Raw genomic sequence first — 15,003 nt, 5'->3', positions numbered from 1 at the left:
GTTCATGCCATCGGTCCGACGAGTAGCCATTGCCACGACTCCTTTCCGAAGACGGTCTGTTCGCCGCCCGTCGAGCCGATCTCGACGGGTGTCCCGTCCGGGCCGGTGGCGGTGCCGGTGTCCGGGTCGTACGGGGTGACGTATGCGGCCCGTTCGGCGCCGTACGAACCCGCCGACGCGCCGGGGGCGTTCTGCGCGCCGCGCACCGAGGTGTCGCTGCCGCGCGGCGCCGTGCAACGTGCGTCGGTGTTCGCCGGGCGCGTGCTGGTGTCGGCGGGGTCGCGCCGCCGTGTCCCGTCGTACCCCTGGGTGCACGGCGGCGGGTCGTCGGCGCCGAGGACGAGGCCGAAGTGGGTGGTGCCGTCGCCCGGGACGACCGTGTAGCTGCCGGCGACGACGACCGGGAAGGTGACCAGGGCCTGTTCGACTCCGGGCAGCCGCGCCACGGTGACCTGGCCGCCGCTGATGAGGTTGGCCAGCAGGACCGGCAGGTCCGGCCGGGTGGACTTCAGCAGGGAGTCGATCTCCTGTGCGGCGGGCACCGCGTTGTCGATCAGCCGGCGCAGGTCCCCGTCACTCGCCTTCAACTCAGCCGTGAGCGCCGCCAGATCGCGGGAGAACGACTTGATGGCCGAACCCTGGTCGGACTGTGTCTTGAGTACCGTCCGCGAGTCCTCGATCAGCGAGATCGTCTCCGGGAGCGTGTCCGACGCCGCCTCGACGAGTTCGTTGCCCGAGTCCACCAGCCGGCTCAGCCGTGGCCCGGTGCCGGAGAAGGCCTTGCCCAACTCGTCGACGGTGGTCCGCAGATCGTCCTTGCCGACCGAGTTGACCAACCGGTCGAGGCTGACGACGAGGTCGGTGGTGGGCAGCGGCACCCGCGTGCGCTCGCGCGGTATCGGGCTGCCGTCGAGCAGGTACGGTCCGCCGGTCCGCCGCGGTTGCAGATCGACGTACTGCTCCCCCACCGCCGAACGGTTGGCGACCACCGCCAGGGTGTCGGCCGGAATACGGGGTGCGTCGTCCTCGATCTCCAGGGCCACCGACACCCCCGAGCCGGACAGCCGCAGCTCGCCCACCCGGCCCACCGGCACCCCTCGGTAGGTGACCTCGGCGCCGGAGAAGATGCCCCCGGACGCGGCGAAGTCGGCCCGCACGGTGTAGCCGCGGTCGAGGACGTCGTCCACCAGGCCCGTGTACTCGGCGCCGACGTACGACACCCCCACGCCGGTGAGGACGGCGAAGGCGAGCAGCTGGGCCTTGACCGTACGTGTGATCACGGCTGTATTCCCTTCAGCATGAGCTCGGCGAGCGCGAGGTCGATCCCCGCCGGGAGGCGGCCGGAGTCCCCTCGGGGGCCGTAGCCCGCGGTGCACACCGGCGGGCACAGCAGGTCGTCGCCGTCCGTGGGCGCCGAAGGCTCGACCGGAACCTCCGGGGCCTTGGGCAGCGCGGTCGGCGTCGGGACACCGGGCACGTCCGGGAGGTCCGGCAGGTCCGGGAGGTCCGGGGTGCCGGAGCCTTCGTCACCCTCACCGGAGCCGCCGGACTCGCCGGGCTTGTCCGTGACGTTGCCGTAGATGCCCGCCAGGTCGAGGTCGGCGGTGACCGCGAGGTTGACGTAGTCGCCCTCGACGGCGTCGACCACGTTGCGCGGGAATGGATAAGTGGTCAGCAGCTCAAGGGAGTTGGGCAGGTCGTCGCCCGCCTTGTCGAGCTGCTGCAGGATCGGCCTCAGCTGCTTGAGGTTGGCGACGGTGTCGTCCCGCGAGGCGTTCACGACGCGGGTGCCGGTCTTGCCCAGCTTCGACAGGGCGGTGAGCATCCGTGTCAGGTCACGGCGCTGGTCGGCGAGGACCTTCAGCGCGGGCGGCAGCGTGTCGACGGCCTCGGCGATCGTCTTCTCCTCCTTCCTCAGCCGCTTGGCCAGCCGGTCGATGCCCTTGAGGGCGCGGACGATGTCCGCGCGCTGCCCGTCGAGGCCGCCGAGGAACGTGTCGAGTTCCGTGAGCAGGGACCTGACCCGGTTCTCGCGGCCCTCCAGGGCCTTGTTGAGCTCGACGGTGATCGTCTTGAGCTGGGCGACGCCGCCGCCGTTGAGAAGCGCGGACAGGGCGGACAGCACCTCCTCGATCTCCGGGTTGCGTCCGCTGCGGGACAGCGGGACGCGGTCGCCGTCGCGGAGCCGTCCGACGGGCGCGGTACCGACCGGCGCGGACAGCGCCACGTACTTCTCGCCGAGCATGCTGGTCTGGCGGAGATCGGCGACCGCGTTGGCGGGCAGCTTCACCGAGTCGGCGACGCGCAGTCGGACCCGGGCGTGCCAGCCGACCAGCTCCACCTTCTCGACCGCGCCCACGGTGACGCCATCGACCTTGACCGCCGACTGCGGCACCAGGTCCAGTACGTCCCTGAACTCGACCGTGACGTGGTAGGCGCGGCCGTCCGCCGCCGCTCCTCCGGGGAGCTGGACGTCGTACCAGCCGTTGAACCCGCAGCCCGACAGCAGCAGCGAACCGGCGGCCGTCCACGCGACCATCCGTCCCCTGCGCGACACGCTCACGTCTCGCCTCGTACGCGGGCTCATGCGTCGGTTCGTAGGCGGGCTCATGCTCGGGCCTCCAGGATTCCGCCGAGCGTTCGGTCGACCGTGCCCGTCGTGGCGGGGGCCGTCGGTACCTCGGGCAGGGAGTCGAAGAGCTTCTTCAGCTCCGCGCAGTCGGGGTTCTTGCCGCCCTCGTCCCCGATCGTCTTCAGAAGGGAGCACAGGAGGGAGGCCGGGTCCTGCGGCTCCTCGGGGTTGTTGCGGGTGTCGAGCGTGCCGGCGGAGGCGTTGTAGGCGTTCTGCAGGTTCGACAGACCCGTGGGGGCGACCTCCAACAGCTCCTCCAGCGCGGCGCGTTGGGTGACCAGGACCTTGGTGACCTTGCTGAGGCCCCGCACGTTCGAGGTCAGTGACTTCTTGTTCTTCTTCACGAACTCCGACACGTCGCCGAGTGCCGCACCCAGGTGCTCCAGCGCCGCCGCGAGGTCCTTGCGCTCCCCGGCGAGCTGCTCCGCCACGTCGGCGAGGCTGCCGTTGAACGACCGGACGCGTCGGTCGTCGGCCGCCAGCGCGGCCGTGAACACCTGGAGGTTCTGTACGGTGCCGAACAGGTCACCCCGCCCGTCGGACAAGGTGGTGACGGCCTGCGAGAGATCCTCGACGGTCTGGTTGAGGTTCTCGCCCTGGCCTTCGAGGTTGTCCGCGCTCACGCCCAGCAGCCGCGACAGGGAGCCGTCCTTGTTCGCGCCCTTCGGGCCGAGCGCCTCGGACGTGGTGTGCAGGCTGTCGAAGATCCGGTCCAGCTCGACGGGGACGGCCGTGCGCGACTCGGGAATGACGTCGCCGTCCCGCAGTACCGGGCCCTTGCGGTACACCGGCAGCAGCTGCACGTAACGGTCGCTGACGACCGAGGAGTTGATGATGGCGGCCTGCGCGTCGGCGGGCAGCCTGCGGCCCTCCTCGTACTCCAGCTCGACGCGCACCCGGCTGCCCTCCGGGGTGATCCGCTTGACCTCGCCGATGCGGACGCCGAGGACACGGACGTCCGAGCCGGGGTAGATACCGACGGTGCGCGGGAAGTACGCCGTGACCCGGACGGCCTGGGGGCGCGGCCACAGTACGACCGCGAGCGCGGCGAGGACCGCGAGCGCGGTGAGCAGTGCCAGGGTGCGCGGGACGGACGGGCGCCTGGTCATCGTGAGCCTCCCGTACGTGGCACCACCGGGGCGGCGACCAGGTTCTGGACGTAGGAGTCGAACCACTGGCCGTTGCCGAGGGTGTTGGTGAAGACCCGGACGTAGGGCGCGAGCAGCTTGACGCTCCGGTCCAGGCTCGCCTGGTTGCGTTCGAGCATCCTGACGAAGGTGTTGAGGTTCTTGAGCGCGGGCCCGATCTCCTCCCGGTTGTCCTCGACCAGGCCGGAGAGCTCGATGCCCAGCAGGGCGGAGTTCTTGAGCAGTTTGTGGATCGCGGCGCGCCGCTTGCTGATCTCCTTGAACAGCTTGTCGCCGTCCTTCACCAGCGCGGAGAAGTCCTCCGAGTGGTCGGCCAGGACCCCGGTGACCCCGTTCGCGTGGTCGAGGAGCCCGCGCAGCGCCTTGTCGCGCGAGGCCACCGTCCGGGAGATCCGTGACAGTCCCTTGATGGAGGCCCGGACCTCCGCGGGCGAGTCCTGGAAGGTGGTGGAGATCGTGTCCAGCGCCTTGGCGAGCTGTTCCGCGTCGACCTCCTCCGTCGTGGTCGTCAGGTCGCTGAAGGCCTGCACGACGTCGTACGCGGACACCGTCCGCCGCAGCGGGATCTCGCTGCCCGGCTCCAGTTGGCCCGGTCCCTTCGGGTGCAGCGCCAGGTACTTCGCGCCGAGGATCGTCTTGACCCGGATGGACGCACCGGTCCCGGTGCCGAAGTCCGGGTCGTGCTTGACCTTGAAGGTCACCTTGACGTGGTCGCCGTCGAGATCGACGTCCTCGACCTTGCCGACCTTGACCCCGGCGATCCGCACCTCGTCGCCCGGCTTGAGGCCGCCCGCCTCCGAGAAGGCGGCGCTGTACGTCTCGCCGCCGCCGATCACCGGCAGGCTGTCGGCGTTGAACGCGGCCACGGTCAGCAGCGCGAGGGTGGTGAGGCCGACCGCGCCGACGACGACGGGGTTGCGGTCCCGGAACGGCTTCAGCCGCGGGCGGCCCGCCTTCCGGGGCAGCCTGATCCTCGGCAGCCTCGGTGGCAGAACGCGCACCTTCACGAGAGGCTCGGGGCGTCGCTTCCCGCGCGGGAGAAGCCGCGGCTTCGGCAGTCCGAGCAGCTTCGACAGCCCGGGCAGCCTCGGTGGCAGGACGCGCACCTTCATCAGGGGCTCGGGGCGGCGGCGCCGCGTCCTGCGCGGCACGATGCGGATCCTCATGCGCCGCACCTCGCCCGCGCCACGTGGAACTCGGGGGTGAGTACCTGCTCCGTCTTCGGCAGCACGATCCGTCCGTCGAAGTCGCAGAGGTAGAAGTTGAACCACGAGCCGTAGGACGCCGTCCCCGTCAGCTCGGTGAGCTTGTTCGGCAGCCGCTTCAGGACGCCCTCCACGGTCTTCTCGTTCCTGTTCAGCGTTCCGGTGAGCTCGCCCAGCCCGGCGATGTCGTCCTTCAGCGGCGGGCGGGCGTCGTGCAGGAGCCCCGACGTGGCCTCCGTGAGGTCGCCGATGCTCACCAGGGACTTCCCGATGGGCTTGCGGTCGGTGGACAGTCCGGAGATCACCCGCCGCAGTTGCTTCAGCAGCCCGGAGAAGCGGGCACCGCGCCGGTCGAGCGTCTTCAGTACGGAGTTGAGGTTGTCGATCACGGAGCCGATCAGCTCGTCGCGGTCGGCGAGCGTCGTGGTGAGCGACGCCGTGTGCGCGAGCAGGCTGTTCACCGTGCCGCCCTCGCCCTGCAGGGTTTTGATGATCTCGGTGGCGAGCTGGTTGACGTCACTCGGGCTGAGCGCGGCGAACAGCGGCTTGAAGCCGTTCAGCAGCGCGTTGAGGTCCAGCGCGGGCTGGGTCCTGGACAGCGGGATGGTGCCGCCGGGCCGCAGCCGGGTGCTGTCGCCGACGCCCTCGGTGAGCGCGATGTACCGCTGCCCGACCAGGTTCCGGTAGCGGACGACCGCGCCGGTACTGGTGAGGAGTGGGCGGTCCGCGATGACCGTGAAGGTGACCTCGGCCAGCGTCCGGTCCTTGATCCGGATGCCCTCGACCTCGCCGACCCGCACCCCGGCCACGCGGATGTCGTCGCCCTCCTCCAGGCCGGTCACATCGCTGAACACCGCCCGGTAGGTGTCCTTCGGCGCGAAGGAGATGTTGACGATGGTGGCGGCGAGCAGGGCCGTCGCCAGGATCGTGACCAGCGCGAAGACGCCGAACTTCACCAGCGGGGCGGCGGCTTGACGGGCTCCTGTGGTCCTCATGCGACGCTCACCGCCGTTCCCCTGGCCAGCGGGCCGAACAACAGGGTCGCGACGGGCGGCACCTCGTCCGCCGGTACGCCCAGGACGGGGGCCACGAGCGAGCCCACGGCCCGCTGCTCGGCCTCGGTGGCGGACACGTGGGCACCTCCGGGCAGGGCGCCGCCCGAACCGCCGGGCGACGTACCGTCGTTGAGCTCCGTGTGGGGTGCGGGCACCGGTGGACGGGGCAGCCCCCGGCAGTCCGGCCCGGACCGCTCGGCGTAGCGCGGCTCCTCGCCGGGCTCGTACGCGGCCTGCGGGCGTACGACTTCGAGGGTGATCCGCATCCGGCCGCCCCGGAACGCCTCCTCGGACGCCTTCTCCTGCCGGACCAGGCCTTCGAGGAGGCAGGGGTACTCGGGTGAGTAGCGGGCGAACAGTTCCAGGGTGGGTCGGGAGACCCGGCCCAGCGTGATCAGCCGGTCGCCGTTCGTGTCGAAGAAGTTCTCACCGGTGCCCGCGACGGTCGCCGTGGTGCGGAGCGCGGCGGCCAGCCGGTCCTTCTTCTCGACGACCGTGCGGCTGGTGGTGACCGTGTTCCGCAGGATCCGCATCAGGTCGGGCGCCGCGTCCCCGTACACCTCGGCGACATCGGCGAAGCGCGAGATGTCCTCCTTGAGGGCCGGCAGATGCGGGTTGAGGCGGCGCAGATAGCTTTCGACGCGGGTGAGGTTGTCTCCGATCCGGTCGCCGCGGCCCTCCAGCGCGGTGGCGAACGCCGAGAGTGTGGCGTTCAGTTCGGCCGGCTCGACCGTGCGCAGCAGCGGCAGCAGGTCGTTCAGCAACCGCTGCAGTTCCATGCCCGCCTTCGTACGGTCCTGGGTGATGACGTCCCCGGCGCGGATGGGCCGGGCCGAGGAGCCGCGCGGTGCGACGAGGTCGACGTACTTCTCGCCGAACAGCGTCTTGGGCAGCAGCCGGGCGTGCACGTCCGCCGGGATGAACGCGACGTGCTCCGGCTTGAGCGCGATGTCGAGGGTCGCCTTCTCGCCGTCCGCGCGCACCGCGCGGACCTCGCCGACCAGCAGCCCGCGCAGCTTGACGTCGGCGCGCGGATCCAGCTGGTTGCCGAGGCTGCCGGCCTCCAGGGTGATGCGCACCACCGAGGTGAACGCCTGCTGGTAGACGGCCACGGCGAGCGACAGCAGCAGCGCGAGCACGGCCACGAAGGCGACGCCGTACAACCGAAGTCTCAGTACTCTCATCGACCTCACCCCGCGATCCGTACGGTCGTGTTGGCGCCCCAGATCGCGAGGCTCAGAAAGAAGTCCAGGACGTTGATGGCGACGATCGAGGTCCGCACCGCACGGCCCACGGCGACGCCGACCCCGGCGGGTCCGCCGCTCGCGTAGTAGCCGTAGTAGCAGTGCACCAGGATGATCAGTACGGCGAAGACGATCACCTTGCCGAAGGACCACAGGACGTCGACGGGCGGCAGGTACTGGTGGAAGTAGTGGTCGTACGTGCCGGTCGACTGCCCGTAGTAGACGGTGGTGATGGTGCGGGCGGCGAGGTAGGAGGACAGCAGGCCGATCACGTACAGCGGGATCACGGCGACGAAACCGGCGACCATCCTGGTGGTCACCAGGAACGGCAGCGAGGGCACGCCCATCACCTCCAGGGCGTCGGTCTCCTCACTGATCCGCATCGCTCCGAGCTGTGCGGTGAAGCCGGCGCCGACCGTGGCGGACAGGGCGAGTCCGGCCACCAGCGGGGCGATCTCCCGGGTGTTGAAGTACGCCGACAGGAAGGCCACGAAGTTGGAGGTGCCGAGCTGGTTGAGGGCCGCGTAGCCCTGGAGGCCCACCTCGGTGCCGGTGAAGAACGACAGGAAGGCGATGACGCCGACCGTGCCGCCGACGACGGCCAGTGCCCCGCGCCCGAAGCTCACCTCGGCGAGCAGCCGCACGATCTCCTTCTTGTAGCGGCGCAGGGTGCGGCCGGTCCACGCGAGCGAGCGGCCGTAGAAGGAGAGTTGGGTGCCCAGCTCCTCCAGCGAGCGGAGCGGGCGGTCGAGGAGTCGTAGAGGTCGCATCGTCGGTTCCCTCAGCCCCTCTGCGGGACGACTTGGAAGTACACCGCGGTCATCACGAAGTTGGTCACGAACAGCAACATGAAGGTGATCACCACGGACTGGTTGACCGCGTCGCCGACGCCCTTGGGTCCGCCCTTCGCGGTGAGCCCCTTGTACGAGGCGACGATCCCGGCGATCGCCCCGAACACCAGCGCCTTCACCTCCGCCGCCCACAGGTCGGAGAGCTGGGCGAGGGTGGTGAAGGACGCCAGATACGCGCCGGGCGTGCCGTTCTGGAGGATCACGTTGAAGAAGTAGCCGCCGGCCACGCCCACGACCGACACCAGGCCGTTGAGCAGCACGGCCACCACCATGGAGGCCAGTACGCGGGGTACGACCAGCCGGTGGATCGGGTCGATGCCGAGTACCTGCATGGCGTCGATCTCGTCCCGGATCTTGCGCGCCCCGAGGTCCGCGCAGATCGCCGTACCGCCCGCGCCCGCGATCAGCAGCGCGGTGACGATCGGCGAGGCCTCCCGCAGGACGGCGAGGACGGAGGCGGCACCCGCGAAGGACTGGGCGCCGAGTTGCCGGGTCAGGCTGCCTATCTGGAGGGCGATGACGGCCCCGAAGGGGATCGACACGAGGGCCGTGGGCAGGATCGTGACGCTCGCGACGAACCACGTCTGCTGGATGAACTCCCGCGCCTGGAACGGCCGTCGGGGGATGGTCCGCACGACGTCCAACGCCATGGCGAAGAGGTTGCCCGAGTGCCGCAGCGCTCCGGTCGGCGACAGGCTCACGCTCCGGCCACCTCCCGCCGACGCGGTTCGGCCTCCCGCTTGGCGATGGCCTCCCAGCGGGGCGGCCTGGTGATGCCCGGACCCGGCAGCAGGCGGGGAGGCAGCTCCTGACTGCCGGGCGTCGTGGTGTGCTCGCCGTCGCCGAGCTGTGCCAGCTCCTGCTCGACCTGGGCGGCGTCCTTCTCCTCCGCCATACCGATCGGCCCCTGCATCCGGCCGTTCAGAAACTGGCGTACGACGGGCTCGTCGCTGGTCAGCAGTTTCTCGCGGGGGCCGAACATCACCAGCTCACGCCGGAACAGCAATCCGATGTTGTCCGGCACCTGGCGGGCCGAGGCGATGTCGTGCGTGACGATCAGGAAGGTGGCGTCGATCTGCGCGTTGAGGTCGATGATCAGCTGGTTGAGGTAGGCGACGCGTACGGGGTCGAGGCCGGAGTCGGGCTCGTCGAAGAGGATGATCTCGGGGTCCAGGACCAGGGCCCGTGCCAGCCCGGCTCGCTTGCGCATACCACCGGAGATCTCGCCGGGCAGTTTCCCCTCGGCGCCGATCAGCCCGACCATGTCCATCTTCTCCAGCACGATGCGCCGGACCTGGCTCTCGGACTTGCGGGTGTGCTCGCGCAGCGGGAAGGCGATGTTGTCGTACAGGTTCATCGAGCCGAACAGCGCGCCGTCCTGGAACAGCACCCCGAACAGCTTCCGCACCTCGTACAGGTCGTGCTCACGGAGCTTCGTGATGTCCCGCCCGGCGACCTTGATCGAGCCGCGTTCCGGCTTCAGCAGCCCGACGAGCGTCTTGAGGAACACCGACTTGCCCGTGCCCGAGGGGCCGAGCATGACCGATACCTCCCCGGCGGGCAGCGTCAGCGAGACGTCCTGCCAGATGACCTGGTGACCGAAGGACTTGGTCAGCCCTTCCACACAGATCTCGACACCCATCCGGTTCACCCTTCAGCCGTGGAGCAGCTCCGACATCTGCTCTACGGGGAGGGGCGGGGCGTCCGTCGCGCGAGGCCGATTTTTTTCGGACGGGTTTGCAGACGGGTCCTCGGACGGGTTCGCGGACGGGTTTGCGGACGGGTCCTCGGACGGGTTCGCGGACGGGTTCCGGACGGCTGGGCAGGCGGTCTTACGAGTCGCCGGACCTGCGCGTTTACGGGAGCGCGGTCGCGGTGGGGAGGGAGAGGGGAGCGGACGGTACGACGGGCGTGTCCGGAACCGACGACATCGACGACACCGACGACACCGACGACACCGACGGCCTCGACGTCACTGAGGGGACGGCGGACTCGACCGGCACATCCGATGCATCCGGCATATCTGGGACATCGGGGACATCGGGGATGTGCGGTATGTCTGGCGTGTCCGGCAGCTCGGGCACGCCCGGGACCTCGGGAACCTCAGGAACCTCGGGCGCCGGCAGCCCCGGAAGCAAGGGCACCGAGGCCTCGGGCAGGGGCGGCACGGACAGCGGCAGCAGCGATCCGTCGTCGGGCGCGGATCCCGCCGGACCGTCGCCGGGAGCCGCGGCCGACTCGGGCGACGACTCGCGGGGCTCCGGCGCGCGCACCCGGCCGTCCCCGTCGGTCGTGAGCGCCTCCGGGGGCCCGGACACGGAGGGCCGCGGAGCAGCCGGACCGTCCCCGCTCCCGTCGAGCGCGTACGGCAGCACGAACCCCGCCACCGCCAGGGTCGCCGCCGTCGAGGCGACGGCCACGGCCTGTGCCCTCCCGCCTCCCCGCGGCCGTCCGCGCCCGAGCAGAAACAGCACCACCCCGAGCGTCCCGGCCAGCGAGGCGCGCAGCGTCCGCCGGGCCCGGGCGAGCAGCGACTCGACGGTCCGGTAGCTCAGCCCCATCTCCGTGGCGACCTGGCCGACGTCCAGGTCCTCGGACTTGAGCCGCAGCGCCTCCGCCTGCCGGGCGGGCAGCTCCCCGCTGCGCACGGCCAGCCACCTCGCCTCGGCCCGGTCGCACACCGCCTCCTCGACGGGCACCGGGCCCGGTGCGATCAGCGTGGGGCTGGTGCGCACCTCGGCCTCACGGTTGACCTGCCGGTACCGGTCGACGCACAGCCGCATGGTCACGGTCGTCAGCCAGGCGCCGAGGCGCTCGTCGTCGAGGTCCGGGCGCTCGGCGGCGCGCAGCATCGCCTCGTGCACGGCGTCCTCGGCGTCCTCCGGGCTCATCGACCTGCGCCGGGCCACCTTGAGCAACTGCTCTCGGTGGCTCCACATGTGCTGCCAACGGTGGTGGTCCGCCTCTGTCCCGGCAGGCAGGGCCGCCTCTGCCCCAGCCGCTGTGGCCGCCTCTGTCTCAGCAGGCATGTCCGTCGCCATGAGGGCCCCTTCGCGCTCACTCCGCCGTCTCGTGCCGTCCGGCGGGGGGCGACATTACCGCCCGGTATCCATGGTTGTGGAGGGGGCCGGGCGCATCGTGTCCCCACCGTTGCCGGTCAGTGGGCCGGCACCGGGCAGTACGTCGTCGCCGGGCAGCTCCACGCCCGGATCGGGTACGGGGAGCGGCGGCTCCTCCCCTCCGGTCGCCGGACGAGACGGGCCGGGAGAGGAGGAGGGGGAGGGTGAGGGCGAGGCGGGCGGTGTGGACGGCGTCGTGGACGGGCCCGCGCCCGGGCGCTCGGACGCCTCCGGCGAGGGTTCGTGTGTGCTGCTCGCTCGCGACGGTTCCGGTCGCGCGGACGACCCGGCGCTCTGGTCCGGCACCACTCGATGCCCCACCAGGAAGTACGCGTACCAGGCCCTGACCGTCCGCAGATAGGCCGCTGAGTGGTTGTATCCGAGGATCGCCCGATCCAGGTCGGCCGGGTCGGAGAGGTCCCGCCCGCCCGCGCACAGATAGCGCCCGGCGGCGAGCGCCGCGTCGAAGACGTTGTTCGGATCGGCCCGTCCGTCGCCGTTGCCGTCCGCGCCCCAGCGGGTCCAGGTCGACGGGATGAACTGCATCGGGCCCACCGCCCGGTCATACGCCGTGTCCCCGTCGTACCGGCCGCCGTCGGTGTCCCGGATGACCGCGAAGGCGCCGCCGTTCAGCCGGGGGCCGAGGATCGGTGTCACGGCCGTGCCGTCCGAGGTCACCCGGCCGCCATGCGCCTGCCCCGACTCCACCTGGCCGATGGCGGCCAGCAACTGCCATTCCAGCCGGCATCCCGGTGCGGTGCCCGCGAGCTCCGACTCCGCGCGCCGGTACGCGGCGAACACGGTCGCGGGCAGTGCACCGCCGACCGGCCCCACGGCCGTGTCCTCGTCGGACTTCGCGGCCCGCAGTGGCGGAAGCTGGGTGCGGTACGGGGCGTCGCCGGACACACTCGGCCCGCGCTCGGCGCGCGCCGCGTTCCGCGCCGGCTCCGCGGCCTGTGCCGAGGTCCCCGGCGCCTGCGAGGCGGTCAGCGCGGCCATCGCCGCCGCCGCGATCGCCGTACATCTGGTCCCTCTGAGTGCCCCTCTCGCCGTACCGACCGTCCTGAACAACCTGCGCACCGCCACTTCGCGGCCCCTCCCTGTGCGGATTCCGTCCTCTGCTCTACGCGGGCGGTCGGCACGTCCGTCGCCGGAGGATGAACAAGAGGAGGAGCAAGCAGGGGAGCAGTGTCGTCCGCCCTGGAGGGTTCGCGACGACCAGTCGGGGCATGCGCCGGCATCGGTGGCCGACCTGCCTCCCTGGAAGGAATCCGGGGATCCGGGCCGACTCACGCCGGAACAGGGAGGGACCAGGACAGCGTCCCGCTGTCCTCGTGAACCCGCGCCGGGCTCTTGGCCCGCGCCGTGGTCCAGGTCCCGCCGTCGGCGAAGACGAACAGGCGTAGCACCAGGAAACGTCCGATTCCGGTGAGCGCGGCGGCGCCGAGGTAGACGGCCTGCTCGAGCAGGATCCCGGCCGACGGCTGCACCGCTTGGAGTACGAGCATCGCGGCGCACGTCACCACGTAGGCGACCGAGGCCGACCCTGCGGACTGCACGTGCTCGCGCCATCCGGCATGCCGCCCGGCCCCGAAAGTGAAACGGGCGTGGAGCTCTGTGGCGAGGAGGGTGGAAGCGACGGTGATCAGCGCGTTCGCCACCACCCAGGGAACCAGCCCGGCCAGCAGCGCCACGGACGGACTGGAGGCGACCCCGACACCGCCGCCGCACAGCACGAACCGGGCGAAGGCGCCGAGCGGACCAGGAACAGCCGGGGGCCGGCACGCGTCGTCCTCGCGGGCCCCCACCTGCTCCGCACGCCGCGCTCTCCTCGTCCGAGCGGCCGTACCGCGTCGCATCGCCTCCGACGCAGCTCTTGCGCTTGATCGGTGCCCCAGCATCTGCTCTCTCCGTTTTCGGTGACAGGAGCACCGTCGCGGAACTTCGTGACAAATCTGTGAGCCGGCAATGATCGACGGCTGAGCTTTCACGGTCGCCGGCACCGGGCCGACCACGAAGGGCGGAAGGTGGCGCGCGGTCGGGGCCCGGCCGGTCGATGACACGCAGCCACAGAAGAATCCCCACGCCGGCTCAGGTAGCGGTCCCGGTGGCCGCCACGGCGGGTGGATCGCTTCTGCGCCCGGGGCGGGACAGCCGGCGCTGCACGGCTTCGGCCAGCTTGGAGAGGCTGAAGTTGACCAGGATGAAGATGGTTCCGATGACGAAGAACATCTGCAGCGGGTTCTCCAGCGTCTGGACGGCGATCTGGCCCCGGCGCAACAGCTCTTCGTAGCTGATGATGAAGCCCAGCGACGTGTCCTTCAGGACGACCACCAACTGCCCGATGAGCACGGGGAGGGTGATCCGGAAGGCCTGCGGGAGCAGAATCAGCCGCAGGGTGGCGCCCCGGGTGAGGCCGATGGCGTACGCGGCCTCCGCCTGTCCCTTGGGCAGGGCCTGGATGCCGGCGCGGATGACCTCGGCGATGACGACCGAGTTGTAGAGCGTCAGGCCGATGACGAGGAACCACATGGTCGGCAGGTCGATGCCGATCTCCGGCAGGACGCGGGCGGCGAAGAAGACGGACAGCACCACGGGGACACCGCGGAAGAGTTCGATGAACCCCACGACCGCCCAGCGATACCACGCCGCGGCCGTGACCCGGGTGACGGCGAGCACGCTGCCCAGGACGAGGGACAGCACGATGGAGACGGCGGCCGCCTGCAGAGTGGCCGTCAGGCCGCCGCCCAGGAAGTCCCAGACCAGCCCGAACTGCGGATCGGAGGGGTTGACCAGAGGACTCCATTTGGCCTCGTCGAGCTGCCCCTGCCGGGAGAGCCTGGCGACGACGAGGGCCAGCACGGCGGCCAGCGCCGTCAGCAGGGCGGCGGTGCCCCGGCGGATCCGCCGACGGGTGCGCGGACCCGGGGCGTCGTACAGGACATGGGTCGCGGTCATCGGGCGATCGCCACCTTGCGCTCCAAACGGCTGAGCAGGAATCCGAAGGGAAGGATCAGCAGGAGGTATCCGGCGACGACGCCGGTGAGGGTGGGCAGTGCGGGAAGGCCCCGGGACGAGGTCAGGGTGTCGGCCACGCTGAAGAGTTCGCCGCCGACGCCGAAGGCGCCGACGATCGCCGAGTTCTTAATCATGGCGATCAGGGCGTTGCCCAGCGGCGGGACCATCGATCGCAGGGCCTGCGGCATGACCACCAGCCGCAGGCCCGCGCCGAAGGTCAGGCCGACGGCGCGCGCCGCCTCGACCTGGCCGGCCGGTACCGCGCCGATCCCGCTGCGTACGGCTTCACAGACGAAGCCGGACGTGTAGCAGATCAGCCCGGCCACCCCGAACCAGAAGTAGCTGCCGTGAAGGCCGACTTCGGGCAGACCGAACGCCATGAAGAACAGCACGACGGTGAGCGGGCAGTTGCGCACGCACTGGACCCACAGGGCGCCCAGGCGTTGTAGCAGCGGCACCGGGGAGACCCGGGCCACGGCGACGGCCATACCGAGGACGAGCGAGCCGATGGCCGCGTAGACGCAGATTTCTATGGTCTTCAGCCAACCGGACCAGAAGAGCCCCGCGTTGTCGACGATCACGTTCATCGGGACTCCTCCGTGGATACCCCGGCCTTCAGACCGGGGAGGAAACGGACTCCTGCGGAGCAGGGCAGAAGAAGCCGGTTCCCCATCAGGGCGGACCGGCGTCCGCCGGTCATCAGTCGACACCTTTGCCTCACATGCAATCTG

14 protein-coding genes are annotated in these 15,003 nt (G+C 70.7%); all 14 read right to left on the bottom strand.

What is annotated here, in order from left to right; translation table 11 throughout:
- Positions 1–2: 2 nt before the first annotated feature.
- Positions 3–1,280: an MCE family protein gene (locus tag JIX56_RS41605; protein ID WP_257548872.1), complete on the bottom strand. Its 1,278-nt coding sequence runs from the start codon at positions 1,278–1,280 to the stop codon at positions 3–5.
- On the bottom strand, positions 1,277–2,539 hold the full coding sequence (locus JIX56_RS41600) for an MCE family protein (RefSeq protein ID WP_257551417.1): 1,263 nt from the start codon (positions 2,537–2,539) through the stop codon (positions 1,277–1,279). Before JIX56_RS41600 ends, JIX56_RS41605 begins: the two co-directional genes overlap by 4 nt.
- A gap of 68 nt (positions 2,540–2,607) precedes the next feature.
- A complete protein-coding gene (locus tag JIX56_RS41595) occupies positions 2,608–3,741 on the bottom strand; it encodes an MCE family protein (protein ID WP_257548870.1) in 1,134 nt (377 codons plus the stop codon).
- Positions 3,738–4,946, bottom strand: coding sequence for an MCE family protein (locus tag JIX56_RS41590; RefSeq protein WP_443031958.1), 1,209 nt, complete (start codon positions 4,944–4,946; stop codon positions 3,738–3,740). Before JIX56_RS41590 ends, JIX56_RS41595 begins: the two co-directional genes overlap by 4 nt.
- Entirely contained in the window at positions 4,943–5,980 is a 1,038-nt protein-coding gene (locus JIX56_RS41585) for an MCE family protein (protein WP_257548868.1), read from the bottom strand. The genes JIX56_RS41590 and JIX56_RS41585 overlap by 4 nt, the downstream gene beginning before the upstream one ends.
- Positions 5,977–7,224 (bottom strand): MCE family protein, encoded by a 1,248-nt coding sequence (locus JIX56_RS41580; protein WP_257548866.1) that lies wholly within the window; start codon positions 7,222–7,224, stop codon positions 5,977–5,979. Before JIX56_RS41580 ends, JIX56_RS41585 begins: the two co-directional genes overlap by 4 nt.
- A gap of 5 nt (positions 7,225–7,229) precedes the next feature.
- Complete coding sequence (locus JIX56_RS41575) at positions 7,230–8,054, bottom strand: MlaE family ABC transporter permease (protein WP_257548865.1); 825 nt, start codon at positions 8,052–8,054, stop codon at positions 7,230–7,232.
- An 11-nt stretch (positions 8,055–8,065) separates the two neighbouring features.
- Positions 8,066–8,836 carry an MlaE family ABC transporter permease gene (locus JIX56_RS41570; RefSeq protein ID WP_257548863.1) on the bottom strand — a complete coding sequence of 257 codons (771 nt, stop codon included), beginning with the start codon at positions 8,834–8,836 and terminating at the stop codon, positions 8,066–8,068.
- A complete protein-coding gene (locus tag JIX56_RS41565; RefSeq protein WP_257548861.1) occupies positions 8,833–9,777 on the bottom strand; it encodes an ABC transporter ATP-binding protein in 945 nt (314 codons plus the stop codon). Before JIX56_RS41565 ends, JIX56_RS41570 begins: the two co-directional genes overlap by 4 nt.
- Before the next feature lie 214 nt (positions 9,778–9,991).
- Positions 9,992–11,164, bottom strand: coding sequence for an RNA polymerase sigma factor (locus tag JIX56_RS41560; RefSeq protein ID WP_257548859.1), 1,173 nt, complete (start codon positions 11,162–11,164; stop codon positions 9,992–9,994).
- 66 nt (positions 11,165–11,230) lie between these two features.
- On the bottom strand, positions 11,231–12,253 hold the full coding sequence (locus JIX56_RS41555) for a lytic transglycosylase domain-containing protein (protein ID WP_257548858.1): 1,023 nt from the start codon (positions 12,251–12,253) through the stop codon (positions 11,231–11,233).
- A 290-nt stretch (positions 12,254–12,543) separates the two neighbouring features.
- The gene (locus JIX56_RS41550; protein ID WP_257548856.1) at positions 12,544–13,062 is read right to left on the bottom strand and encodes a GtrA family protein; all 519 of its coding nucleotides are present in this window, start codon (positions 13,060–13,062) and stop codon (positions 12,544–12,546) included.
- Positions 13,063–13,345: 283 nt separating this feature from the next.
- Complete coding sequence (locus tag JIX56_RS41545) at positions 13,346–14,212, bottom strand: amino acid ABC transporter permease (RefSeq protein WP_257548854.1); 867 nt, start codon at positions 14,210–14,212, stop codon at positions 13,346–13,348.
- Positions 14,209–14,859: an amino acid ABC transporter permease gene (locus JIX56_RS41540; protein WP_257548852.1), complete on the bottom strand. Its 651-nt coding sequence runs from the start codon at positions 14,857–14,859 to the stop codon at positions 14,209–14,211. The genes JIX56_RS41545 and JIX56_RS41540 overlap by 4 nt, the downstream gene beginning before the upstream one ends.
- Positions 14,860–15,003 lie beyond the last annotated feature (144 nt).

Source organism: Streptomyces sp. CA-210063, assembly GCF_024612015.1.
In the GTDB taxonomy this organism is placed as follows: Bacteria; Actinomycetota; Actinomycetes; order Streptomycetales; family Streptomycetaceae; genus Streptomyces.
The sequence above is the reverse complement of the archived record's forward strand: the minus strand, read 5'-3'. Positions and strand labels throughout refer to the sequence as shown.

Coding starts and splice junctions, on each gene's coding strand:
- JIX56_RS41600 (WP_257551417.1), bottom strand. CDS start 2,539: ATGGTCGCGTGGACGGCCGCCGGTTCGCTGCTGCTGTCGGGCTGCGGG.
- JIX56_RS41565 (WP_257548861.1), bottom strand. CDS start 9,777: ATGGGTGTCGAGATCTGTGTGGAAGGGCTGACCAAGTCCTTCGGTCAC.
- JIX56_RS41585 (WP_257548868.1), bottom strand. CDS start 5,980: ATGAGGACCACAGGAGCCCGTCAAGCCGCCGCCCCGCTGGTGAAGTTC.
- JIX56_RS41575 (WP_257548865.1), bottom strand. CDS start 8,054: ATGCGACCTCTACGACTCCTCGACCGCCCGCTCCGCTCGCTGGAGGAG.
- JIX56_RS41580 (WP_257548866.1), bottom strand. CDS start 7,224: ATGAGAGTACTGAGACTTCGGTTGTACGGCGTCGCCTTCGTGGCCGTG.
- JIX56_RS41590 (WP_443031958.1), bottom strand. CDS start 4,946: ATGAGGATCCGCATCGTGCCGCGCAGGACGCGGCGCCGCCGCCCCGAG.
- JIX56_RS41595 (WP_257548870.1), bottom strand. CDS start 3,741: ATGACCAGGCGCCCGTCCGTCCCGCGCACCCTGGCACTGCTCACCGCG.
- JIX56_RS41540 (WP_257548852.1), bottom strand. CDS start 14,859: ATGAACGTGATCGTCGACAACGCGGGGCTCTTCTGGTCCGGTTGGCTG.
- JIX56_RS41545 (WP_257548854.1), bottom strand. CDS start 14,212: ATGACCGCGACCCATGTCCTGTACGACGCCCCGGGTCCGCGCACCCGT.
- JIX56_RS41560 (WP_257548859.1), bottom strand. CDS start 11,164: ATGCCTGCTGAGACAGAGGCGGCCACAGCGGCTGGGGCAGAGGCGGCC.
- JIX56_RS41555 (WP_257548858.1), bottom strand. CDS start 12,253: ATGGCCGCGCTGACCGCCTCGCAGGCGCCGGGGACCTCGGCACAGGCC.